Annotated in this window: 21 protein-coding genes, 1 tRNA gene and 1 pseudogene; 5 read left to right on the plus strand and 18 right to left on the minus strand. The window is 36.6% G+C overall.

The genetic code is table 11. The features are described from left to right. Positions 1-12 precede the first annotated feature (12 nt). From AC6ER9_RS08400 to folE, 5 genes and pseudogenes are all read right to left on the minus strand, one after another. A pseudogene (locus AC6ER9_RS08400) lies at positions 13-950 on the minus strand (tyrosine-type recombinase/integrase). Between the two features lie 309 nt (positions 951-1,259). Further along, on the minus strand, positions 1,260-1,760 hold the full coding sequence (locus AC6ER9_RS08405) for a hypothetical protein (RefSeq protein WP_497074272.1): 501 nt from the start codon (positions 1,758-1,760) through the stop codon (positions 1,260-1,262). A gap of 135 nt (positions 1,761-1,895) precedes the next feature. Continuing rightward, complete coding sequence (locus tag AC6ER9_RS08410; RefSeq protein WP_497074273.1) at positions 1,896-3,080, minus strand: alpha/beta hydrolase; 1,185 nt, start codon at positions 3,078-3,080, stop codon at positions 1,896-1,898. A gap of 196 nt (positions 3,081-3,276) precedes the next feature. Beyond that, positions 3,277-3,361, minus strand: a tRNA-Leu gene (locus tag AC6ER9_RS08415). A 142-nt stretch (positions 3,362-3,503) separates the two neighbouring features. Next, positions 3,504-4,118 carry a GTP cyclohydrolase I FolE gene (gene folE, locus AC6ER9_RS08420; RefSeq protein WP_497074274.1) on the minus strand — a complete coding sequence of 205 codons (615 nt, stop codon included), beginning with the start codon at positions 4,116-4,118 and terminating at the stop codon, positions 3,504-3,506. Positions 4,119-4,246: 128 nt separating this feature from the next. Here folE and AC6ER9_RS08425 point away from each other — a divergent pair, with 128 nt between their 5' ends. The 3 genes from AC6ER9_RS08425 (at position 4,247) to thrS (ending at position 7,114) form a co-directional block, all read left to right on the plus strand. Then, a complete protein-coding gene (locus AC6ER9_RS08425; RefSeq protein WP_497074275.1) occupies positions 4,247-4,708 on the plus strand; it encodes an iron-sulfur cluster assembly scaffold protein in 462 nt (153 codons plus the stop codon). After that, complete coding sequence (yidD, locus tag AC6ER9_RS08430; protein WP_497074276.1) at positions 4,675-5,025, plus strand: membrane protein insertion efficiency factor YidD; 351 nt, start codon at positions 4,675-4,677, stop codon at positions 5,023-5,025. Before AC6ER9_RS08425 ends, yidD begins: the two co-directional genes overlap by 34 nt. A 112-nt stretch (positions 5,026-5,137) precedes the next feature. Next, a complete protein-coding gene (gene thrS, locus AC6ER9_RS08435; RefSeq protein WP_497074277.1) occupies positions 5,138-7,114 on the plus strand; it encodes a threonine--tRNA ligase in 1,977 nt (658 codons plus the stop codon). Between the two features lie 1,050 nt (positions 7,115-8,164). On the opposite strand, the gene AC6ER9_RS08440 is transcribed toward thrS, so the two are convergent. From AC6ER9_RS08440 to AC6ER9_RS08460, 5 genes are all read right to left on the minus strand, one after another. Further along, a complete protein-coding gene (locus AC6ER9_RS08440) occupies positions 8,165-8,668 on the minus strand; it encodes a MerR family transcriptional regulator (protein ID WP_497074278.1) in 504 nt (167 codons plus the stop codon). A 178-nt stretch (positions 8,669-8,846) separates the two neighbouring features. Next, positions 8,847-9,170 (minus strand): integration host factor subunit alpha, encoded by a 324-nt coding sequence (locus AC6ER9_RS08445; protein WP_497074279.1) that lies wholly within the window; start codon positions 9,168-9,170, stop codon positions 8,847-8,849. A 77-nt stretch (positions 9,171-9,247) separates the two neighbouring features. Then, on the minus strand, positions 9,248-10,222 hold the full coding sequence (locus AC6ER9_RS08450) for a beta-ketoacyl-ACP synthase III (RefSeq protein WP_497074280.1): 975 nt from the start codon (positions 10,220-10,222) through the stop codon (positions 9,248-9,250). Between the two features lie 49 nt (positions 10,223-10,271). Next, positions 10,272-11,342 (minus strand): phosphate acyltransferase PlsX, encoded by a 1,071-nt coding sequence (gene plsX / locus AC6ER9_RS08455; protein WP_497074281.1) that lies wholly within the window; start codon positions 11,340-11,342, stop codon positions 10,272-10,274. A 159-nt stretch (positions 11,343-11,501) separates the two neighbouring features. Further along, positions 11,502-12,059: a YceD family protein gene (locus AC6ER9_RS08460; protein WP_497074282.1), complete on the minus strand. Its 558-nt coding sequence runs from the start codon at positions 12,057-12,059 to the stop codon at positions 11,502-11,504. 224 nt (positions 12,060-12,283) lie between these two features. Here AC6ER9_RS08460 and AC6ER9_RS08465 point away from each other — a divergent pair, with 224 nt between their 5' ends. After that, positions 12,284-12,763 carry an outer membrane protein assembly factor BamE gene (locus tag AC6ER9_RS08465; RefSeq protein ID WP_497075337.1) on the plus strand — a complete coding sequence of 160 codons (480 nt, stop codon included), beginning with the start codon at positions 12,284-12,286 and terminating at the stop codon, positions 12,761-12,763. Between the two features lie 78 nt (positions 12,764-12,841). On the opposite strand, the gene nusB is transcribed toward AC6ER9_RS08465, so the two are convergent. The 6 genes from nusB to glyA form a co-directional block, all read right to left on the minus strand. Beyond that, positions 12,842-13,312 carry a transcription antitermination factor NusB gene (nusB, locus tag AC6ER9_RS08470; protein WP_497074283.1) on the minus strand — a complete coding sequence of 157 codons (471 nt, stop codon included), beginning with the start codon at positions 13,310-13,312 and terminating at the stop codon, positions 12,842-12,844. A 2-nt stretch (positions 13,313-13,314) separates the two neighbouring features. Then, on the minus strand, positions 13,315-13,770 hold the full coding sequence (locus AC6ER9_RS08475) for a 6,7-dimethyl-8-ribityllumazine synthase (protein WP_497074284.1): 456 nt from the start codon (positions 13,768-13,770) through the stop codon (positions 13,315-13,317). 81 nt (positions 13,771-13,851) lie between these two features. Then, complete coding sequence (locus AC6ER9_RS08480; RefSeq protein ID WP_497074285.1) at positions 13,852-14,469, minus strand: riboflavin synthase; 618 nt, start codon at positions 14,467-14,469, stop codon at positions 13,852-13,854. Next, positions 14,451-15,578, minus strand: coding sequence for a bifunctional diaminohydroxyphosphoribosylaminopyrimidine deaminase/5-amino-6-(5-phosphoribosylamino)uracil reductase RibD (gene ribD, locus AC6ER9_RS08485; RefSeq protein WP_497075340.1), 1,128 nt, complete (start codon positions 15,576-15,578; stop codon positions 14,451-14,453). The genes AC6ER9_RS08480 and ribD overlap by 19 nt, the downstream gene beginning before the upstream one ends. Continuing rightward, positions 15,571-16,053 (minus strand): transcriptional regulator NrdR, encoded by a 483-nt coding sequence (gene nrdR / locus AC6ER9_RS08490; protein ID WP_497074286.1) that lies wholly within the window; start codon positions 16,051-16,053, stop codon positions 15,571-15,573. Before nrdR ends, ribD begins: the two co-directional genes overlap by 8 nt. A 13-nt stretch (positions 16,054-16,066) precedes the next feature. Then, on the minus strand, positions 16,067-17,380 hold the full coding sequence (glyA, locus tag AC6ER9_RS08495; protein WP_497074287.1) for a serine hydroxymethyltransferase: 1,314 nt from the start codon (positions 17,378-17,380) through the stop codon (positions 16,067-16,069). Between the two features lie 342 nt (positions 17,381-17,722). Between glyA and argC the strand changes: the two genes are divergently transcribed. Continuing rightward, a complete protein-coding gene (argC, locus tag AC6ER9_RS08500) occupies positions 17,723-18,655 on the plus strand; it encodes an N-acetyl-gamma-glutamyl-phosphate reductase (RefSeq protein ID WP_497074288.1) in 933 nt (310 codons plus the stop codon). Between the two features lie 21 nt (positions 18,656-18,676). On the opposite strand, the gene AC6ER9_RS08505 is transcribed toward argC, so the two are convergent. Both AC6ER9_RS08505 and AC6ER9_RS08510 read right to left on the minus strand, forming a co-directional pair. Next, on the minus strand, positions 18,677-19,753 hold the full coding sequence (locus AC6ER9_RS08505) for a COX15/CtaA family protein (protein WP_497074289.1): 1,077 nt from the start codon (positions 19,751-19,753) through the stop codon (positions 18,677-18,679). A gap of 146 nt (positions 19,754-19,899) precedes the next feature. Further along, on the minus strand, positions 19,900-21,714 hold the full coding sequence (locus AC6ER9_RS08510) for a GumC domain-containing protein (protein WP_497074290.1): 1,815 nt from the start codon (positions 21,712-21,714) through the stop codon (positions 19,900-19,902). Positions 21,715-21,819 lie beyond the last annotated feature (105 nt).

The following is a 21,819-nucleotide window of genomic DNA, read 5'->3' on the forward strand; positions in this document are numbered from 1 at the left end:
GTGAATACTTTATCATGCCGCTTCTGTTATAAACGCTGCCCACTGTTCCATGAGGGCATGGTGTTCTTCTAAAAAATCTGTCCGCATATAAGCTTTTGTAACTGAACTACCAACTGAATGGGCAAGAACAGTTTCGGCAATTTCAAATGGTGTTGACGTTGTTTCTGCTATCCAATCCCATAAGCGTGAACGGAAACCATGGGGGCGATAAGTCAAACTACAAACGGTCATATATTTTGCCATACTTGTATCAGAAATTGGCTTGCCGGTAAGACCAGCAAATAAAAAACCATTTTTTTCAAAGGGGAGTTTCAAAAGGAAGAGATTTTTCAATCACTTTTAAGACTTCATCACTCAATGGCACATGAATTTCCTACAATACTTTTCATATTTTCTTTCGATATTATCCATATATTCTTCTCTATTTGTTCAAGACGTAAATATCGCAATAGATATGACTGTACCCCAGTTAAAATAAGTAATTTCAGTGCTAAATTTGAAAGGATTTTATCATCCAAATTCTGATAAAATGCTGGAACCTCTTGCCAAGACATAGCCGGAATATTTGTGATGTAGTACGAGGCTTTCCTAAAAGGGCGCGTGCTTTCATACAAGCCTGTAGATAAACATCCAAACCAAAGACCGCAGCATATTTGAAACAAATGTTAATACGATTAAGTGCTTTTCATACCGTATCTGCTTTTTTACTTTCAAAAGCCGCCTGCACAACTCTTTAAAGCTATTACTTTGCTGTTTTAAGACAGTTTGTTCTCAGAAAGACAATAGGATCATTGCCTTCTTTAAGAATATCGCTATAATATTTAGCAAGCTCACGCGCTCCTTTAAAGAAAGTCTTGTGGCAGAACCAAGCCCCATTTACGGCGCTTATTGTAGTATGTATAGCGAAAAAACTAAGAATGTGTATTCTCTTTTCGAATATTCGACTACAGCCCCGCCCCATCATAATATTTTTCTTAAGAAGATGCTTTTACCAATGCTGCTGATAATCTATGAATCGCCCTCTCTTAATCCACCTTCTTGTTCACCTTTTAGATCACCTTAAATTTTTGATTTAAGATTTTTTCTTTAATTTTTAATTTTTTTATTAATGTTTTAATGCGACAAAGAGTGTGCTTATCAAATAAGCATGTCTTATATGATAATGAAAATTCTTTTATTAAAAAACCATAACCTTCTAGTATCCCTTTTTCTGTAAAATTAAAATTATCTATCGGCTCAACTAAAAGAACTTTTATTTTTTAGCTTTTATGCTTTTTCTCAAAGAGATGTGGGCTTTCAAGAATGAGCTTTTCTCGAGCTTTTTGTAACTGTTTAATGACTTCATCAATTTTTGATGGAGAACAAAAAGCTTCTTGACTATTCAACAAATGTAGCTTCTCTTTACCCTCGTATAAGCATTGTATCTGAGATTGAAGCATTCTAATTTCTTGAAAGAAAAGCCGTCCTGTTTCCTTAAAACCATTATTAAGTGAAAAAAGTTGATCGGAAATAGATAGCAACACCTGTTTTAAAAAGCGCTCATTTTCTTGGCGCTTACGGTATTCTAAAATAAGAGCGTGGCTTATCTCGTCTAATTGTTTTTTTGTAGAATTAATTTGACGCAATAAATTTGGTTTTTCCCCCATATCACCTTTTCTCACCTTCACAAGCATCGCATGAATGTTTAACAAATTAATTGCGGAATGAGATAAATAGTCAATAACTTTAGGCGTATTACCGTAGCGTTCCGGTGCAATCATCTCAAAACCACCTAATAATTGGTTTTTACATCCATCCCGCTATCTATTTTCTATTTTACAAAGCTATTCTAAAGAAAGTACTAAAAAATATTATCCCAATACATTATTCGATGAGCCTCTTCTCTCTTTTTACGATCAACGTGAAATTCGCGGAGAAAGAAAACGTATGGGGGCATAAAGGATAAGATGTGTTGTTTTTTCCAATACGCTACTACCATCAGCAAGAAGCGCTTGACTAGGTGACAACTCTGTGCCTTGCATAATTGTTGAAGCTAAAGAACCTTCTCGAGAAAGAGCCATCAATGTTGGTGAAGACGCAAATACATTGTGTGCCCCTCCATCCACATGAGAAAAATCAAGAACAGCTATTCCATTTTTACGCAACATTTCAATATCTGAACCATCTCCGACACGATGATGCCCACCTGTAAGACGCCCTGAAACAGCAAGAGCTTTATCCGCTCTAGATACTAAAATAGCTGTTGGCTGTGGGAGTTTTTTAATATCATTAAGTTGGCGCTCAAATACGTCAATATCAATATCTGGTGCAGCCATTAAAAAACTTGTAATACGACGAATAGGTTTATATTTTCCTTGTAAGGCTAAGGTTCTAAATGCTTCCATTATAACAAAATTGCCCATAGAATGCGCAATAACCGAAATTTGATCAGCACTGGTTTCACTAATAAGTGTCAAAAGCTCTATCAATCCATCACGAGCGAAATTAGCACTGTCACGATCATAAATATAAAGAGGGATTGACCCAGCAGAGGGCCAAGAATAATGTACAGCGACAACATCTAAAGAATAATCGTATGTAAACTGCGCCGTACGAAATGTCCCATCTGCAAAATTATTATTATATCCATGGATAAAAAGAAAAATTTCTCTTTTTCCTTTTGGCTTTTTTGCTAAAGCAGCATTTAATTGCTGCTTAAACTCTTTTTTATTATCGTATTTTTGCAATGCTACTGCTGCAAAATACTTATCATGTGTAGGTTTATACGCATTTATTTCAACAACTCCCTTTACATGTTTCTGAGGAATTCCTACATCAATGCGGTTATAATGTACTTTATTTGATCGCTCTGAGCCATAAGGTTGAGCGTAATTATTTTGCATCATACGGCTTGTTGCAACATACACTGGAACGATGGCTTTTGGAGAAATAGGTTTCTCTTCAACTTCCTTTTGTACAGCAGTCATAGAAGGGGTTGCATGCACTCCATGCCAAAGAACAGCACGCGAATCGCTACATGCTGATAATAAAGAAACCAAAATAAGAAGTGTTAAATACCTTAAAATCACTATACTTCTCACTGTAGCTCCACCAAATTCTTAAAAAAATAACATTTCAAATACACAGACAAAGTAATAAAAAATGAACTGTTACGAGAAACACATCAATAAATAACATACAAAGAAAGATTTTTCTATAATGGGAAAGATTTTTCTATAATGCGCATAGTCCCCCTCTCTATACAGATTCCTCTCGTTAATGAGAAATTAATTCTAATGGTGCGGTCGAGAAGACTCGAACTTCCACGGGTTGCCCCACAGCGACCTCAACGCTGCGCGTCTACCAATTCCGCCACGACCGCACATGCTTATTAAGCGAAGCATTTTGATCTTCAGCCTTTAACAAATCACAAAGAAAGGTACAAGCCAATTTTCTCTTTCCTATAATTTATTTTATCCGGATGGTTTATAACTTAGTAGTGATTACTAAAAATATAGGCTTTATTATGATCTTTGGACCATCATTATAAAATGGGCTTGTGCAGCTTGATTTTTTTCATAATAACCATGAAATTTTTTTGTAATTGTTGTAGATCCCTGCTTTTGGATTCCTCTCATAGCCATACACATGTGTTCAGCCTCAATCAATACGGCTACACCACGAGGTTTTAGGTGGATTTTCAAAGCTTGAGCCACTTGCGCTGTCATCGCTTCTTGTGTTTGTAAACGACGAGAAAAAATATCTACAACACGCGCAATTTTTGAAAGACCAACAATTTTTGCATCTGGAAGATAGGCTATGTGCGCTTTCCCTATAATTGGGATCATATGATGTTCACAGTGCGAATAAAAAGGAATATTCTTTACGACTACCGATTCATTGTATCCAGACACCTCTTCAAAAACGGTACCTAAAGTTTCTTCAACCGATTGATGATAACCATTAAAAAGCTCGCGATATGCCTTGGCTATACGTCTTGGAGTTTCTAAAAGCCCTTCTCTACTTGGATTTTCACCCACCCATAAGAGTAATGTACGAATCGCTTCTTCTACCTCTTCAATACTCGGACTCTTTTCTTTAGATAAAAGAGAATCCTTTGTGCCTTCTTTATTATGCATTCAAAAACTCCAACCTTAATTCTATACAAAACATTTGCTACAGACCTATTCCATTTTGTATAATCTCTATATAAGCGAATTAAAAGTTTAAACAATCACGTCTCTCAAAGTTTCAGGCAATATAGTGCATGATTGATGATATCTACAGTGATAAAATACTTGAATATGCTGCGCATATAAGCAGAATTGGGCGTCTTGATAATCCTGATGCAACATCAAAAAAAAGTGCATATCCTTGCGGCTCAACAATCACTGTAGATCTAAAGGTAGAAGATCATATCGTTACAGACTTTGCTCATGAAATACACGCATGTGTGCTAGGACAAGCCGCAACGTCACTTTTAGCATCTCATATCATTGGACAAACAACACAAGATCTTAAAATATTACGTGAAATTATTTATCAAATGCTAACGCAAAATGGACCTTCTCCTCAAGCTCCCTTTGAGGATTTTTCTTGCTTACAGCCTATTAAAGACTATAAAGTACGCCATGCTGCAACACTATTACCCTTTGATGCAACGATGGACTGTATTCAACAAATTGAAAGAAATAAATGCTCAAATCACAGTTTCGACAAAAAAAGATGACTCGAAATTACACCGGTGCTTGGCAAAAAACACCTGGACGATTATTGGGAATTTTCTTTATACGTTTCTATCAAATAACACTTTCGAGTCTTATAGGTAATCAGTGTCGCCATGCCCCAACTTGTTCAGAATATATATATGAAGCGATCGCACGCCATGGGCTTTGGGCTGGTGCATGGATGGGACTCTTTCGTATCATACGTTGTGGTCCCTTTGGAACAGATGGCTTTGATCCAGTCCCCCCTTCGCTTGGAAATTCTTGTTGTTTTTATAAACCTTGGCGTTATTGGAAAATTTCTGACAAACACAATAAATAATCCTTTTCTTTTTTCATATGTATTGATAGAAAAGATAGTCTATAAGCTTTTTACTCAATTTTCACGAAACCATCCGCAATCGTTGGCGGAATTGGATTAAGAGGGTGTTTTTATGTCTTGCTCTGTTTCTCTTTCTTTTCCCGATGGTTCAAAACGTAATTACCCCACCGAAATGACAGGCTTGGAATTAGCAGAATCCATTTCTAAATCACTCGCAAAAAAAGCAGTCGCCTATAGTCTTGATGGCATCATGCGAGATTTATCGGATCCATTGGGACAATCTGGTCAAGTAGAGATTATCACTCGAGAAGATTCACGGGCTCTTGAGCTCATAAGACATGATTGCGCCCATGTCCTTGCTGAAGCAGTGCAAGAACTCTTTCCTGATACACAAGTGACAATAGGTCCTGTCATAGAGAATGGGTTCTATTATGACTTTGCACGCCAACAACCTTTTACGTTGGATGATCTTACCGTCATTGAAAAGAAAATGCGTGAAATTATTCAACGCAATAAACCTTTTAGAAAAGAAATTTGGTCTCGTGAAAAAGCAAAAAGCGTTTTTTCTGAGAAAAAGGAATTTTATAAAGTTGAACTTATTGAAAGCATCCCAGACAATCAAGATTTAAAAATCTATTATCAAGGAGAATGGTTTGATCTTTGTCGCGGACCACACATGCAATCGACAGGGCAAATTGGCAATGCTTTCAAATTAATGAAAGTCGCAGGAGCTTATTGGCGTGGCGATGCAAATAATCCTATGCTTACGAGAATTTATGGAACAGCATTTGCGCATGAAAATGACTTAAAAGCCTACCTCCATATGCTAGAGGAAGCTGAAAAACGTGATCATCGCCGTTTGGGACGTGAAATGGATTTGTTTCATTTTCAAGAAGAAGGGCCAGGAATGATTTTTTGGCACCAAAAAGGCTGGAAAATGTTCCAAAACTTGATCAACTATATGCGTAGACGCCTTGATGATCATCAATATGCTGAAGTTAATGCACCACAAGTTCTCGATCGATCTCTTTGGGAAATATCGGGGCATTGGGGTTGGTATAAGGAGAACATGTTCAAAGTAATTCCAGCAGCAGAAGATGCAGACCATGGGAATGTTTATGCTCTTAAACCAATGAATTGTCCTGGTCATGTGCAAATTTTTAAACATGGTTTAAAATCTTATCGTGATTTGCCTATTCGACTTGCTGAGTTTGGTCTTGTTCATCGTTATGAACCTTCAGGCTCTTTACACGGTCTTATGCGTGTGCGTGGCTTTACTCAAGATGATGCGCATATTTTTTGTACTGATGAACAATTAGCCGATGAATGCCTGAGTATTAATGATCTTATTTTATCAACTTATGCCGATTTTGGCTTTAAAGAAATCAGTCTTAAGCTTTCAACGCGTCCAGAAAAACGCGTTGGATCTGATGCGTTATGGGATCATGCAGAAAATATTATGCAATCTGTCCTTAAAACGATTGAAACAAAATTTGCGGGACAAATCAAAACAAGTATTCTTCCGGGTGAAGGAGCCTTTTATGGTCCAAAATTTGAATATACATTAAAGGATGCTATCGGTCGTGAATGGCAATGTGGAACGACACAAATAGACTTTAATCTCCCTGAACGTTTTGGGGCATTCTATATTGATAAAAACTCAGAAAAGCGCCAGCCTGTTATGATTCATCGCGCCATTTTTGGATCAATGGAGCGTTTTCTTGGTATATTAATTGAAAATTTTGCTGGGCATATGCCACTTTGGCTTGCTCCAGAACAAGTTGTTGTTGCAACAATTACAGCCGAAGCCAATGAATATGCCCAAAAAATAACAGCAAAGCTTAGAGCTGTTGGGCTTTCTGTAACAACAGATCTTCGCAATGAAAAAATTAACTATAAAATACGAGAACATTCTTTACAAAAAGTTCCCGTCATTTTGGTCTGTGGTAAACGTGAAGCTGAAACAAACAGTGTAAATATGCGTTGCTTAGGAAGCCCAAATCAAACTCTTTTATCTGTAGAAGATGCCATTAAGCAACTCTCAAATGAGGCAACACCTCCTGATTTACAGCGTGTAATAAACGCATAACATCACAAAAGGTCGTAGAATATTAATCTTTACTATAAACGGTCATTTATAATCTCCAAAAAAATCATGAATCATAATCCATAAGAAAGGTTGATGATAAGATTGAATGTGGGAGCTATAAGCTGTTTAAAAGTAAACCATAAGCACGCGCATATTAACAATAGCAATTAATCTTTTACTTTATTGGTGATACACAGAAAATCATTATGATAATTAGTACAACCTTAGGCAAGAAAACTGAAAACAAGATTATCACAAATATGTAACTGAGTTGAATAATGATGTGTCTTATTCGTAAGATATTCTTATAAAAAAGATAACAATTTGATTTATAATGATATATATCTACCGCTATTTATCTTAAACGAGAATCTTCAATATCATAGGATTTTTTCATTTTAAATTTATTTATATTAAATCAATCAAAATTATTCGTTTGCATGTAATAATTCGAATCTGTGCCATATGAATAAAAACTATTTAGAAAGAGTTTTTAAAATGTCTACAATAATGCCCCGTCTCAAATAGAAGGGTCGTCGTGCATACTGGGAAAGCGCGCTTACATATCATGATGATGTCATCTTGTTACTTATAAATGTAAAGATGGAAGGGCTTAATGGCTTTATCGTTATGCCCTTTACATATAATCGCGAAATGGGCTTGAGAAGCTGTAAGAAATACCCTTTAACAGAGTACGTGAATTGATAACCCGATAGCATTCTATACGATAAAAGAATCCGCAACTTTGCTGACCAGATATTGCTTTAACATCCCTTGAGAGTTTAGTTATAAAGCTAAACTAAAGAAAAATAACAAAGTTTGGCGTTTATTCTTTCCTCTCTTTATATCTAACTAAATTTAATTTTTTTAAAAAAAATTAGTCAACGACAGATACATAGTAGGTTAGTGGTTGATCCGAGTTATATGCATAAAACGTCTGAATATCTCCACGAAACACATTACCGCGCAGATGCTCAATGTTGCGACTTACAACAAACTTTTAAAACGTAAATTTCATTAAAAAAAGAAGCAAAGTATAAAATATTATTGTTATCGAGCTCTATCAAGAACACGCTTACATTCCATGAGTTCAAATAGGATTTCTTGCAACAATGCTTTATCGGTTTTATCTTTATAAAGATTCACGGAACCAATAGCTGTTTCTTCCTCATTCCTCATGAAACTCAAAAGCCCAAAAGAAGACTTTTTTAGTTTATTGCTCGTATTTTCAAAAATTTGTCCTGCATGTCTTTTCTCTATAACCACATTCATGGCATCAAGATCGCCATGACCAAATGCAGCCACAAAAGCAACACCGTTCTCTTTCAAAAGACGTTGCACACCTTTTATCGTATAGCCTTGATCATACAACAACCGCTTAATACCATTGAGTAAATCAACATCGACTGGACGATAGTAGCGCCTCCCTCCCCCGCGTTTCATTGGCTTAATCTGCCTAAAACGTGTTTCCCAAAATCTTAAGACATGCTGCGGAAGCTCCAGTAACTCGGCTACTTCGCTAATTGTACGAAAAGCATCAGAGCTTTTATCCATTTTGCAACACCTTATCTAAAGCACGACAAATAATTTGATAATGACTCATTGCGTCTCAATTTCTCAACAAGATTAGTCAAAAATAAGACCTTGACTTCTTACTAAATAGCCTTTTTTCAATACAAATCTTTATTCTATACACTTTTTAACAAATACCAAACATTATCACGATATTTATTTATGGAATATCATTTTTCTGTTTTGCACGATGTGAATCTAAAATTCTCTGTTTAAGGACATTCGCAGCCTTAAATGTCACAACACGTCGCGGCGGAATAGGTGCTTCAACACCTGTTTTGGGATTTCGTCCAACACGTTCATTTTTACTGCGAACTTGAAAAGTTGCAAAAGAAGATAATTTAACCGCTTCACCTCTTACAAGTGAGTTGCAAATCTCATCCAAAATCAATTCGACTAAAGCTGCTGATTCAGTATGTGACAAGCCCACTTTTTTACAAACTACGCTCGCTAAATCTGCACGCGTTACTGTCTTACTTGTCATTATAACCACCTATTCAAATATTAAAAATTACAAAATGACTTATACGTTTTATTCAAATATGGTCAAGCACCCATAATTTACCAACGAATAAGAACTGCTCCCCACGTAAACCCACCACCCATGGCTTCTAACATAACAAGATCTCCTTTTTTTATTCTTCCATCGCTAACAGCTGTTGTTAAAGCCAATGGAACGGAGGCTGCAGAGGTATTACCATGTTGATCAATGGTAATCACAACTTTATCTGGAGAAATTCTCAGTTTTTTAGCAGATGCTTCAATAATACGCCTATTAGCTTGATGCGGTACAAACCAATCTAGTTGTGAAGAATCTATACCTGCCGCTGTAAAACAGTCATCAACCACATCTGTTATCATACCAACAGCATATTTAAAAACTTCCCGTCCTTCCATACGCAAATAGCCTACCGTTTGTGTTGTTGAAGGCCCACCATCAACATACAGCTTATCGATATGAGCACCATCAGAACGCAGTCTCGCAGACAATATGCCACGCTCAAAAATACTTTGCTCTTCAGTTTCTTGTGCTTCCAAAACAGCCGCCCCTGCACCATCACCAAATAAAACACATGTCGTACGATCTTTCCAATCCAAGATTCGAGAAAATGTATCGGATCCAATAACTAAAATCCTTTTAGCAGCTCCACAGCGTACATAAGCATCTCCTGTTGTTAAAGCAAAAATAAAACCAGAGCACACCGCTTGAATATCAAAAGCAAATCCATGGCTCATCCCCAAAGCATATTGAATTTCAACAGCAGAAGCAGGAAAAGTTCTATTGGGTGTTGAGGTTGCTAAAATAATACAATCAATGTCTTTTATTGTTAAACCAGCATTTATAAGGGCTTCTCGCGCAGCCTCAATGCCTAAAGAAACCGTTGTTTCATTTTTATTAGCAATATAACGTTGATGTATTCCAGTACGTTGAACAATCCATGAATCTGACGTTTCAACAAACTTTGCAATCTCATCATTTGACAAGCTTTTTTGGGGCAAAGCACTTCCTACACCACGTATAATTGATCGAATCATTCAGCTCTCACCTTTTTTTTAGATTTTTCATTTTTATTATAAGAGCTTATCATAAGGCTTCCTCATTCATCACCGTATCATCTTCTTGATTAAAAAGTGTCTCTTTATTCTCATGAAACCATCGTAAATCAGCCGTTATTTTTTGCAAAAGTTCATTATGAACCATCTCATAACCAACACGGATAGCAGAAGCAAAACCATTAGCATTGGCACTGCCATGGCTTTTTATGACAACACCATTCAAACCTAAAAGCACTCCTCCATTTACCCTATCGGGATCCATTTTATGTTTCAGTATACGAAAAGCATCTCGTGATAAAAAATAACCAAGAGATGTTAAAAAAGAACTGCGCATTGCAGAATTTAAAATCTCTGCTATTTGTCGTGCCGTTCCTTCTGCAGTTTTTAAAGCAATATTACCAGAAAATCCTTCTGTTACAACAACATCGACTGTTCCTTTTCCAATGTCATTACCCTCAACAAATCCTTTATATTCCAATCCTTCTAATGACACTTCACGCAATATCATCCCTGCTTTTTTAATTTCATAAAGTCCTTTAGCCTCTTCCACTCCCACATTTAAAAGGCCAACACTTGGTTTTTCAGTATGATATAAAGCGCGAAACATTCCCGCTCCCATAACCGCCAAATCAACTAACTGACGAGCTGAGGCACCAATCGTTGCTCCAATATCTAAAACGATACTCTCATTGCGAAGTGTAGGCCAAATACCTGCAATACCAGGACGTTCAGCCTCTGCTAACATTTTTAAACAAAAATAAGACATGGCCATAAGCGCCCCCGTATTACCAGCAGAAACACAAGCATCAGCTTTACCATTTTTTACCGCTTCAATAGCATGCCACATGGAAGATTTACCACGCCCATTGCGAAGCGCTTGGCTTGGTTTTTCATCCATGCGTGTATAACTTTCTGTAGGATAAAAGCGCGATACAGAATCCAAACTGGGGTATTTTTTTAAAATCGGCTTAACAATCTCCTCTATCCCATAAAACAGAAAATAAACATTTGATAATCTTTTTTGTACAATTGCTGCTCCTGCAATAGCTGCTTTTGGACCACAATCACCGCCCATGACATCTACAGAAATTCTAATCACGCTTGCATATCCCACATCTTTTTTTCACTAAAGTCTTTAAACATATATTATGATTTTTTGCTCCTGAATACTTATCAAGCATACCTTATGAAAACAGATTTGTAGAAAATACTGTTTTTATCATAGTATACAATAGATAACTTTTTTGTGTTTTTACAATTACTTCAAATTTTTTAAAACAAAAAATGGCGAATTTTTTTGCTCTGCTTCTTCTAAATTTTTAACCACATGTATATTTATCCCCTCTTTACGTGGATAATGATTAATAGACAACTCAAAAAATTCTTCCATGAGTGCACCAATATCAATTTTGTCATCATAAAAAACTTCTGGGGTATCAAGCCCCTCCACATCTAAAAATAATTCTCGTGTATCATCTGATATTTTTGGCTTCATCAAATCTGAATCTTCAGGAACAAAAACAACCTCAATATTTTCACGGAGAAAATTTTCTAATGGTTCTAATGTCACAACACATAACTGCACTATACGCGCTTGTAACAAACCTTTTATACGCACGCCGTGCTTTTTCCACGGAAAAATATGGAATTTTCCCTCACAAGATTTTACTTCAACTAAATCATGGTTCTGAGCTAAATGTGTACATTCTTTTTTATTTGCGCAAAGATGAACTCTGATCCCTTTAGCAGGAAGAGAACGTACGGATATTTGATAAGCCAAAGCAAATGTCATTTGAGAAACATTTTGAACATTCATTGACAACTCCTAAATATGAAAACATATAAAGCACAGTGCTTTGATTTAGCTCAAGGGAATTTTATCATTTTTTTCTTTTCTAAAGAAATTCTATATGGCATAATTCGCTCTATAACAGGGAAACTCAATGTAAGCTACGGTAGACTTAAGCTAAAATCAGAAAAGACTTGAGGTTGCCTTCTTGTCGTACATCTCAGTATAAAAAGGAGATATCATTGTTTCAAATGCCTCACATATTGGCCTTAATCAAACGTAAATTGTTTGTTGGTCTGTCAATAGCAAGCATCGTGACACTTGCGGGTTGTAGTTTGCTTGATTCCTCTGGGTCAAGCCAAGTTTATAGAGAGGGCTATATTCTTGGTAAAAATGCTCTAAGTTCTATTTCCATTGGTTCAAGTCAAGAACAAGTTCTTTTAACTTTAGGAACCCCTTCCTTAAAAACAAATTATGATAATGAAGTTTTTTATTACATCTCACAAACACGCTATCGTGGGATGCAATTTATGAAAACAAAGATTATTGATCGAAAAGTCTTAGCTATTTACTTCAATGGAAACCATCAGGTTGCAAAAGTTGCTAATTACGGTTTACAAGACGGTCAGGTATTTGATTTTATTACAAAAACAACACCGACGGTAACAAAAGAACATCCTTTCTTAATTCAAATTATAAAAGGCCCTGCGAATCCGCCTGCTCCTCACTAAGATATATAACTCTGCATACCGTTTTAATATTATTAGGTCTGATTTTATCAGGCCTAATAATGCAGGAAATTGTAATTTTTAGGATCTAACTTTTTTTGCCATACTGTCGAGAACTGCATTAACAAGTTTTGGCTCATCTCCTTCAAAAAACGCTTTGGCTATATCAACATATTCATTCATCACAACCGCAACAGGAACATCTTTACGATTGATCATCTCCCATAAAGCTGCTCGTAAAATTGCGCGCAATATAGAATCAAGACGAGAAAGAGACCATTCTGTGGAAAGCTGTTGATGAAGCAAAGGGTCAAGCTGCTTTTGATCTTTTACAACACCCGTTATAATTGCCAAAAACCATTGAAAATCAGCTTCAAGATACTGATCTCCATCAATATCTTTTCCCAAACGATAAGCCTCATATTCAGCTGCCGTTTCCATCACTCCCGAACCTACAATATCCATTTGATAAAGTGCTTGAACTGCAGCCAGTCTTGCTGCTCCACGTTTATTGGCTGAACGCGGAAAATGTCTGCTTTTTATATCAGCCATATTTAACGATTATCTCCAAATTTCTTTTTTAGAGCGATCATGCATAAAGCAGCTTCAGCCGCAAAACCACCTTTATTTTTTTCATTTTGTTTTGCACGCGTCCATGCTTGCTCTTCATTTTCAACAGTTAAAATACCATTTCCAATGGCTAAGTGCTTATGAACAGTTAAATCCATCAATGCCCGACAAGAATCATTAGCAACAATTTCAAAGTGATATGTTTCACCTCGAATAACACACCCCAGTGCAACATAACCATCATAAGATATCTTATTTTGTTCAGCAAAAGCTATTGCCGCTGGTATCTCTAAGGTGCCTGGAACCGTTATAATATCATAACTTACTTCAGCTTTTTGCAAAGCACTCACAGCACCTTTCAAAAGCGCATCAGAAATATCTTCATAAAAACGTGCTTCAACAATCAATACGTGAGATTTTTTACGTATCTCTTTCATCATAACGGAATTCCACAAAAAACGAATCAAAAAACTCAAAACTATAGAGCATAAAACTCTAAAGACGATCAATAGAGTTGTTGCTTATTTATCTTCTCTTTTAAAAGCTAAAAGCTTAGCAGCATAGCGAGCAAGTTGATCAATTTCCAGATTGACCCAGTCTCCAGTTTTAGCTTGTCCCCAAGTTGTTATTTCAAGCGTATGGCGAATAATTAGAACATCAAAAACACAATCATCAACACCATTAACAGTCAAAGATGTTCCATTAAGTGCAAGAGATCCTTTAGGAACAATGAAAGGCATAAATGGTTTTGAAACTTTTAAATAAAAACGAATTGCATCCCCTTCATTTTTTTGTTCAATAATTTCAGCCAAACCATCAATATGACCAGAAACCAAATGCCCTCCCATTTCATCACCCAATTTGAGCGAACGTTCTAAATTAACAAAAGTTCCTTTTTTCCATTGGGAAAGATTCGTTAAACGTAATGCCTCTTCCCATGCTTCAACAACAAACCAATTGAAATCTCTTTGTTTAAATCCTCGTTCCACAATTGTCAGACAAATTCCTGAACACGCAATTGATGCACCAATTGCTAAACTTTCTATAGCATAGCGTGTCGTAATCTTTAAACGTATCCCTTGTTTTAAAGACTGAACATCTTCAACACAACCGATATCCGTTACAATTCCTGTGAACATAATGTCTTACGTCTCCATTTATAAAAACGGTCATTTCCAAACATTCTTGTCTCAACTTTATGAAACTGCGAAAGATAATTTCCAAAATGAGGAGATTCAATACGATTTTCTCCTAAAACAACAGGGCTATAAAAACATATCAAATGATCAACACAACCAGCATTCAAAAAGTTTTCCCCTGTTTTTACCCCCCCTTCCAGTAAAACACTATTAATCCCATGCTTATAAAGCATCTGTAAAAGCGCAAAGGGTTCTACACAACCATTATTCATCTCTATCGAATAAATAGACACACCATATTGCTCCAATGCATTTTTTTTGCTTTTCTTTGAAAGATTACTATCACAAATAACCCAAGTCGGAATTTTTATAGCAGTTTGAACAACTTTTGCATCAAGGGGGATGGATAAATCTGCATCTAAAATAATACGAATTGGTGAGCGTATCTCCATCCCTGGCAAACGGCAGTTAAGTTGTGGATCATCTGCTAGTATAGTACCAAGACCAACAAGGATAGCATTATTTTGAGCTCGTAAAATATGCGTATGAGCATGAGAAAGCGTTCCACTAATTTTTACGCCCCCCTTCTCTTTTTTCCCCACACCATTATCGGCAGAAATTGCCATTTTGAAAGTAACAGCACAGCGTTGTACCTTCCTTATACACCAATGTGTCCATAAAGCTTCAAAAGCTTCTTCAGCTAAAATGCCCTCAACCACTTCAATACCAGCCGCACGCAAAAGAGAAAGTCCACGACCATTCACACGTTTATCACAATCAGTCAGAGCAACAACAACCCGAGAAATACCTGAATCAATAAGGGCATTAACACACGGAGAAGTTTTTCCATAATGTGCACAAGGTTCTAAAGTAACATAAACAGTCGCTCCTTGAGCCAAAGAACCAGCCATGCATAAAGCTTGCACTTCCGCATGAGGTTTGCCATGAAGAGCAGTTACGCCATAGCCAACAATAGACGGCTCTTCACCGTCACTGTTTTGCACAACTAACGCACCCACAGAAGGATTCTCACCTGTAAGTCCCACATGACGCTCTGCTAAACGAATAGCTGCAGCCATAAACCTTTCATCTTGCATTTTTTTATTCATCAAAACGAGATTCTGTATCCGCTATACTCTTTGACAACTCATCAATAACATCGTGAAAATCGCTTGCATTACGAAAATCTCGATATACAGAAGCAAAACGGATATAAGCAATATCATCTATTCTTTTCAATGCTTCCATTACAAGATGTCCAATTTTCTCTGAAGCTATCTCTGGTTCCCCCGCACTTTCAAGCTGACGCACAATGCCAGAAATTGCTCGTTCAATATGATCAGGATCAATATTACGCTTACGTACTGCCACATCAACCGATCGCATTAACTTATCACGATCGAACGGCTCACATCGTCCACTTTTTTTAGTTACTAAGAGCTCACGCAGTTGAACACGTTCAAAAGTTGTAAAGCGGCCACCACAGACAGAACATACACGGCGGCGGCGAATAACCGCCCCCTCTTCCGCGGGACGTGAATCCTTAACCTGTGTATCCTCATATTGACAGTAAGGACAGCGCATTTCTTTTATATCCTCAATGTGCGCTAAGATAAGCGTAAAGAGGAAATTGATTGGTTATCTCTTCCACCTTTTTCTTAACAGACATCTCAACAGCATGATTATCTTCATCATTTGTTACATTCCGAAGACCATCAAGAACTTCTGCGATTAGATGACCAACTTGAACAAATTCTTTTTCTAAGAAACCACGTGTTGTAGCAGCAGGTGATCCCAAACGAATTCCCGATGTAATAGATGGCGTTTCAGGATCAAAAGGAATGCCATTTTTATTGCAGGTAATATGAGCACGTCCTAAAGCCAATTCGGCACGTTTTCCTGTTAGATTCTTCGAACGTAAATCAACCAACAATAAATGATTATCTGTACCCCCAGAAACAATATCAAAACCATTACTCTGTAATGTTTTTGCTAACGTTTTCGCATTAGCAACAACATTGGCACTGTAACTCTTGAAAGAAGGACGTAAAGCTTCCGCAAATGCAACAGCCTTTGCCGCAATCACATGCATCAAAGGTCCCCCTTGAAGACCAGGAAAAATAGCAGAATTAATTTTTTTGGATAAAGCCTCATCATTTGTCAAGATCAAACCACCCCGAGGACCTCGAAGCGATTTATGTGTTGTTGTCGTTACAATGTGCGCATGGGGAACAGGTGAAGGATGCACGCCCCCAGCAACAAGACCAGCAACATGAGACATATCAACGAGGAGATAAGCACCAATCTCATCTGCAATTTCACGGAATCGTTCCCAATCCCAGAATCGAGGATAAGCTGAGCCTCCAGCTATAATAAGTTTGGGTTTACGTTCTTTTGCAAGCCGTTCAACTTCCTCCATATCAATAATCTGATCTTCTTGACGCACACCATAGGAAACAACGTCAAACCATTTTCCTGACATGTTGACAGATGAACCGTGGGTTAAATGACCACCAGCATTTAAATCCAGCCCCATAAATGTATCACCCGGATAAAGTAAAGCCAAAAAGACAGCTTGATTCATTTGACTACCAGAATTAGGCTGCACATTAGCAAAAGCAGCCCCAAAAAGCTGTTTGGCTCTTTCAATAGCTAAATCTTCAACGACATCAACAAATTGACAACCGCCATAGTAACGCTTTCTTGGATAGCCTTCTGCATATTTATTGGTTAAAACTGACCCTTGCGCTTCAAGAACGGCTCTTGAAACAATATTTTCTGAAGCAATCAGCTCAATCTCATGCTGTTGACGCCCAAATTCATCTCTAATGGCATCAAAAATTGCGCTATCAGCAGTTTGTAAATTATCATTAAAAAAGCGCTTTTGTGTGTCATTTTCTTGCTGAGTCATAAAACGTGTTCCTAATATTAAAAGATAAAATCACTAAACGATAACACAGCACAACATGTAAACAAAACATTTTAACCCCCTTACACTTAAAAAATAATGATACAAATATTTAAGTAATGATACAAATATTTATTTGTTATCTTATTTTTCGTGACAGAAACCACAAAAAAATGAGGTTAAACTTCTTCTTTTACACTCTTATTTGTTTATACTTTTTATGAAATATCTTTAATATAAATAAATTCAATGATTTAAGTTAATAATGATTTAGAATAATTAATAATACGAAAAGCTGGATATCGTTAAGATAAGTTAAGAAAAATTTTATCAAGGCAAGAAAGAATGGTAACCAAAGTTTTTATTGATGGTGAACACGGCACAACCGGACTACAAATACAAAAACGCTTAGAAAAGCGTACAGATTTAGAATTACTCTCTCTTGCTCATAAGGACCGTCATAATGTTCATCTGCGGCAAGACTATCTTAATCAAACCGATATTGCTATTTTATGTCTTCCAGATGATGCAGCACGTAAAACGGTTCATTGGCTTAAAAGGAATAAAAACATTAGGGTTATTGATAGCTCAACAGCCCACCGTGTCGCACCAAACTGGGTCTACGGTTTTCCTGAAATGACAAAAGGCCAAAAAAAACGCATTCAAGCAGCCCATTACGTATCTAATCCTGGCTGTTATCCGACCGGTGCCATTAGCTTGATTCGCCCCCTTCGCGAAGCAGGATTGCTAGACGCCGATTATCCCATATCGATTCATGCAATCTCTGGCTATACCGGTGGTGGAAAGCAATTGATCACAGAAATGGAAAATCAATCTCAAGAAAATATTCCGGAAAGTTATTTTATCTATGGACTCAATCTTGAACACAAACATGTGCCAGAAATTAAACTCCATGGACAAATCAACCACACGCCACTTTTTATACCCAGTGTTGGTCGTTTTCCTCAGGGCATGATTGTGAATCTTCCACTGCACCGTCATTTATTTACAAAATCAGCAAATTGTTCTGATCTGCGCGAAATTCTTACAAACCATTACGATGGACAAAATATCATTTCAGTTGCATCACAAGAAGAGACCTCTTCTCTTCAAAGACTAAATCCTGAATGTTTTGCCAATAAAGATGGTATGAAACTATTCGTATTTGGAAATGATCACGAAGGAATTTTTAATCTCTGTGCCCTCTTTGATAATTTAGGAAAAGGCGCCTCTGCTGCTGCTATCCAAAACCTCGATTTAATGCTTTCAGGCAATTAAACGCTATCTGGATACACACTTTTATTCAGCAACGCGATAGGCCCCTTTTGTTGCTCGCCAGTGCGCAACCGCAAAACATAACAATGCTAATGCCATACTTTGATGAATGAGTCCCAAACTTATTGGAACATGATGTAACAGCGTCAAGATTCCCAAAAGCGCTTGGATAATAATCATAATACAAATAAGAAATGCCCGGCGCGAGTGCGTTGAATGCGGAATATTTTTTTGCACATAGAAAGCATGAAAAACCGAGACAATAAATAAAAAATAAGCAAAAAACCGATGCACAAATTGAACCGTTAAAGAGTTTTCGAATAAATTGAGCCAAATAGGGCGATGTTCTAACAATCCATCAGGAATAATCTGACCATCCATAAGCGGCCATGTATTATAAACTTTTCCAGCATGAAGCCCTGCGACCAAAGCCCCCAAATAAATCTCTATTAAGACAAGAATAACAAGCCAAGCCGCGAAATATTGCACTCTTTTATTGGCAGGCTTTTCTGAATATTCTGCCAGTCCTCGAGATAAATAAGTAACAAAAATAATAACCAAACATGCCGTTATAAGATGAAATGCCAAACGATATTGGCTCACACTTGTTAAATTACTTTGTCCAATCCCTGAAGCAACCATCCACCAACCGATAAAACCTTGAAAAGCGATAAGAATTGGCACGACAATAAGCGGCAGTAAAATATTTTTTTCAATACGCTTTGTCGCCCAAAACCAAATCAGTCCCAATAAAGCGACAAGACCAACAAGACGTCCGAGAACACGATGTGCCCATTCCCACCAAAAAATAACCTTAAAAGCACTTAAAGTCATATCGCGATTAAGCAGTTTATACTGTGCTATCTGTTGGTATTTTAAAAATTCCTCTTGCCATTGTTCAATACCAATTGGTGGTATAATGCCATGAATTGGCTTCCATTCGGTTATTGATAATCCTGATCCTGTTAAACGGGTTGCGCCCCCTACCAAAACAATTGCCAAGCAAAGCAATAAAATAGTATAAAGCCACACCTGAATTTGCTTTCGATTTTTCTTCTGCACAGGTGTCAAAATGCTCTCGTTAAATTTTTTTACTGCCATCTATGATTGCCCCACGCTTTTCTCCAAATGCACATGCATTTAAAAGTTTAAACATTAAACCTTTATAGGATAATATCTACTATAACCTTAGAAAAATACAAGAACACCACGATAATATACGATACATATGTATCTTTTTTTTAAATTTATGCTGTAATAATGCGATAAACAGTCTTTGGAAAGGAATTGACCATCCGCATCATCCAATCCTGTTTATTCAGAACAGTATTACAAATATAATAGTCTGTTAGCTCTGCAAATTGCTCAACCCCATATTGGGGTTCGCTTGCCATCTCTAAAATGATAAAATCGTACTCTTTTTTAAATTCTTGTAATATATGAGAAATATCATTTGAAAAATCTTGTGCAGAAACAGCGCTCGTTAACCCCTGAGGGAGAATATCAACCCCCGTATCATAATCACGGTAAATGACATCATGAAACTGGGCATTGCCTGTTAAAATATCACTCAGTCCTCGATGTGGACCAATGACTTTCTCTATTTGTTGACCAGAAATATCGACCAATAAAATTGTTTTGTTCTCTTTTGCAAGATTAAGTGAAAGCTTTGCCGCTGTCCGTGCTGCCTCTGATCCAATGATTGAAATAACGGTTGAAGCACACCATTTCAAGACATCAGATAATCCTTCTATCGTAATAAAAGCCTCAAGATTTTTTGTTTCTTGAGAGACTAAAATATTCTGATTCTTCTTAAGAGAATTTTCTTTTGATCTCAAATCCTCTTCTGAGTGTTGCTCTCTTTTTCTTCTAAAGCACGGATAAAATAACATTATTCCAAGAAAAAGAGTAATGAAACTCACCAATGCACTCACAAGAATATTTTTTCCATAAAGAGATATAAAAGAAATTGGTGCTAATTTTGTTGGCATCACCACTTGGATCTTTGTATTTTTCAAGAGAAGAGAAGCATCATTCGAATCAATGACTTCTTCTTTCCCTTGAGCAGACTTAGTTATTGCTTTGTTTTGTGCATCAATTGCTGCTTTTATTTTATTTTCAAATTCATTAAATATTTGACTTAAAGATTGGAATTGATCTTTGACAAAAGAGCTCATTCTTTTTTTGAGCTGTTTTTCCAATTCCGTTGTAATAGCCTCATCTGAATGAATTTGATAAACGATCTGTAAAATTTTATTTTTCAATTGTTGAGAAATAGCCTCTAATTCTGCAGTCATTGCCTTAATTTGAGGATGCGTCCACCCCAATTGCGCAGCCATATGGGCTCTTTGCGTTTCCAAGAGATCACGTTTAGCTTCCAAAGCAACAATTGCTGAATTTTTTGCAATAAACGATAAAGACAGTAAAGATTGCCCCTTTTCACGCATCATATTAATTGTTGCATTCAAACTTGTTAAATGAATACGCTTTAAAGTTACTTGCGTTAATTGCATTGAAAGATCATGAAGCTCTGTTTGTTTTACACTATGTTGAATAAACGAATCGATCGATCCACGAAATTCCTGCATAATATTAACGATTGCAGTATTATCATATTGTTTGTCTTCTAACTTCTCATTTAACAAAGACTGTTTTTGGGACGTGACTGCTTGTGAAAATGCGGAAAACCAAGTTTCCACCCCCTGTTGAGCAGCTTCAAGTGTTTCAGCTTCAAAAGTAAGATCAATAAGGTTACCATGACGGGATAAATGGATATTTCCTTGATTTTGTTTCCAATAAGAATCCCTTAGAGAAACATGCGAATCATCTAAGAATAGAGACTTTGAAAATAAAAAGGCGATAATATTGTCTTGTTTTTCAATCGGGAGTGGCTTTCCTACAGAATCAGATAATGAGAATGTTAAAGTTGCTTGGTAGCCACGGGGCTGAATAAAATAATACATCCAAATCAAAGAGATACACAGAATTAATAACAGCAAAATAATCACAATGTTTCGCCATACTGTGTATATAAACAGTCTTTTATTATATTTAAGACTCATCTTTATTTTAACCAGCAAAATACTTCTTCATATTGTTTTATTAAGAGAAAGTAGTAACTATCCTCTTAACTTGCTGTGATATTATTTGGAAATAAGAAAAGCATA

The sequence above is a fragment of the Bartonella sp. SL317 genome, from assembly GCF_059687655.1.

Coding starts and splice junctions, on each gene's coding strand:
- nusB (WP_497074283.1), bottom strand. CDS start 13,312: ATGGCTGATATAAAAAGCAGACATTTTCCGCGTTCAGCCAATAAACGT.
- nrdR (WP_497074286.1), bottom strand. CDS start 16,053: ATGCGCTGTCCTTACTGTCAATATGAGGATACACAGGTTAAGGATTCA.
- AC6ER9_RS08465 (WP_497075337.1), top strand. CDS start 12,284: ATGCCTCACATATTGGCCTTAATCAAACGTAAATTGTTTGTTGGTCTG.
- AC6ER9_RS08460 (WP_497074282.1), bottom strand. CDS start 12,059: ATGAATGTTCAAAATGTTTCTCAAATGACATTTGCTTTGGCTTATCAA.
- AC6ER9_RS08510 (WP_497074290.1), bottom strand. CDS start 21,714: ATGAGTCTTAAATATAATAAAAGACTGTTTATATACACAGTATGGCGA.
- argC (WP_497074288.1), top strand. CDS start 17,723: ATGGTAACCAAAGTTTTTATTGATGGTGAACACGGCACAACCGGACTA.
- AC6ER9_RS08450 (WP_497074280.1), bottom strand. CDS start 10,222: ATGATTCGATCAATTATACGTGGTGTAGGAAGTGCTTTGCCCCAAAAA.
- AC6ER9_RS08505 (WP_497074289.1), bottom strand. CDS start 19,753: ATGGCAGTAAAAAAATTTAACGAGAGCATTTTGACACCTGTGCAGAAG.
- glyA (WP_497074287.1), bottom strand. CDS start 17,380: ATGACTCAGCAAGAAAATGACACACAAAAGCGCTTTTTTAATGATAAT.
- thrS (WP_497074277.1), top strand. CDS start 5,138: ATGTCTTGCTCTGTTTCTCTTTCTTTTCCCGATGGTTCAAAACGTAAT.
- ribD (WP_497075340.1), bottom strand. CDS start 15,578: ATGAATAAAAAAATGCAAGATGAAAGGTTTATGGCTGCAGCTATTCGT.
- yidD (WP_497074276.1), top strand. CDS start 4,675: ATGCTCAAATCACAGTTTCGACAAAAAAAGATGACTCGAAATTACACC.
- AC6ER9_RS08475 (WP_497074284.1), bottom strand. CDS start 13,770: ATGATGAAAGAGATACGTAAAAAATCTCACGTATTGATTGTTGAAGCA.
- AC6ER9_RS08440 (WP_497074278.1), bottom strand. CDS start 8,668: ATGGATAAAAGCTCTGATGCTTTTCGTACAATTAGCGAAGTAGCCGAG.
- AC6ER9_RS08405 (WP_497074272.1), bottom strand. CDS start 1,760: ATGATTGCACCGGAACGCTACGGTAATACGCCTAAAGTTATTGACTAT.
- AC6ER9_RS08445 (WP_497074279.1), bottom strand. CDS start 9,170: ATGACAAGTAAGACAGTAACGCGTGCAGATTTAGCGAGCGTAGTTTGT.
- folE (WP_497074274.1), bottom strand. CDS start 4,118: ATGCATAATAAAGAAGGCACAAAGGATTCTCTTTTATCTAAAGAAAAG.
- AC6ER9_RS08425 (WP_497074275.1), top strand. CDS start 4,247: ATGATTGATGATATCTACAGTGATAAAATACTTGAATATGCTGCGCAT.
- AC6ER9_RS08480 (WP_497074285.1), bottom strand. CDS start 14,469: ATGTTCACAGGAATTGTAACGGATATCGGTTGTGTTGAAGATGTTCAG.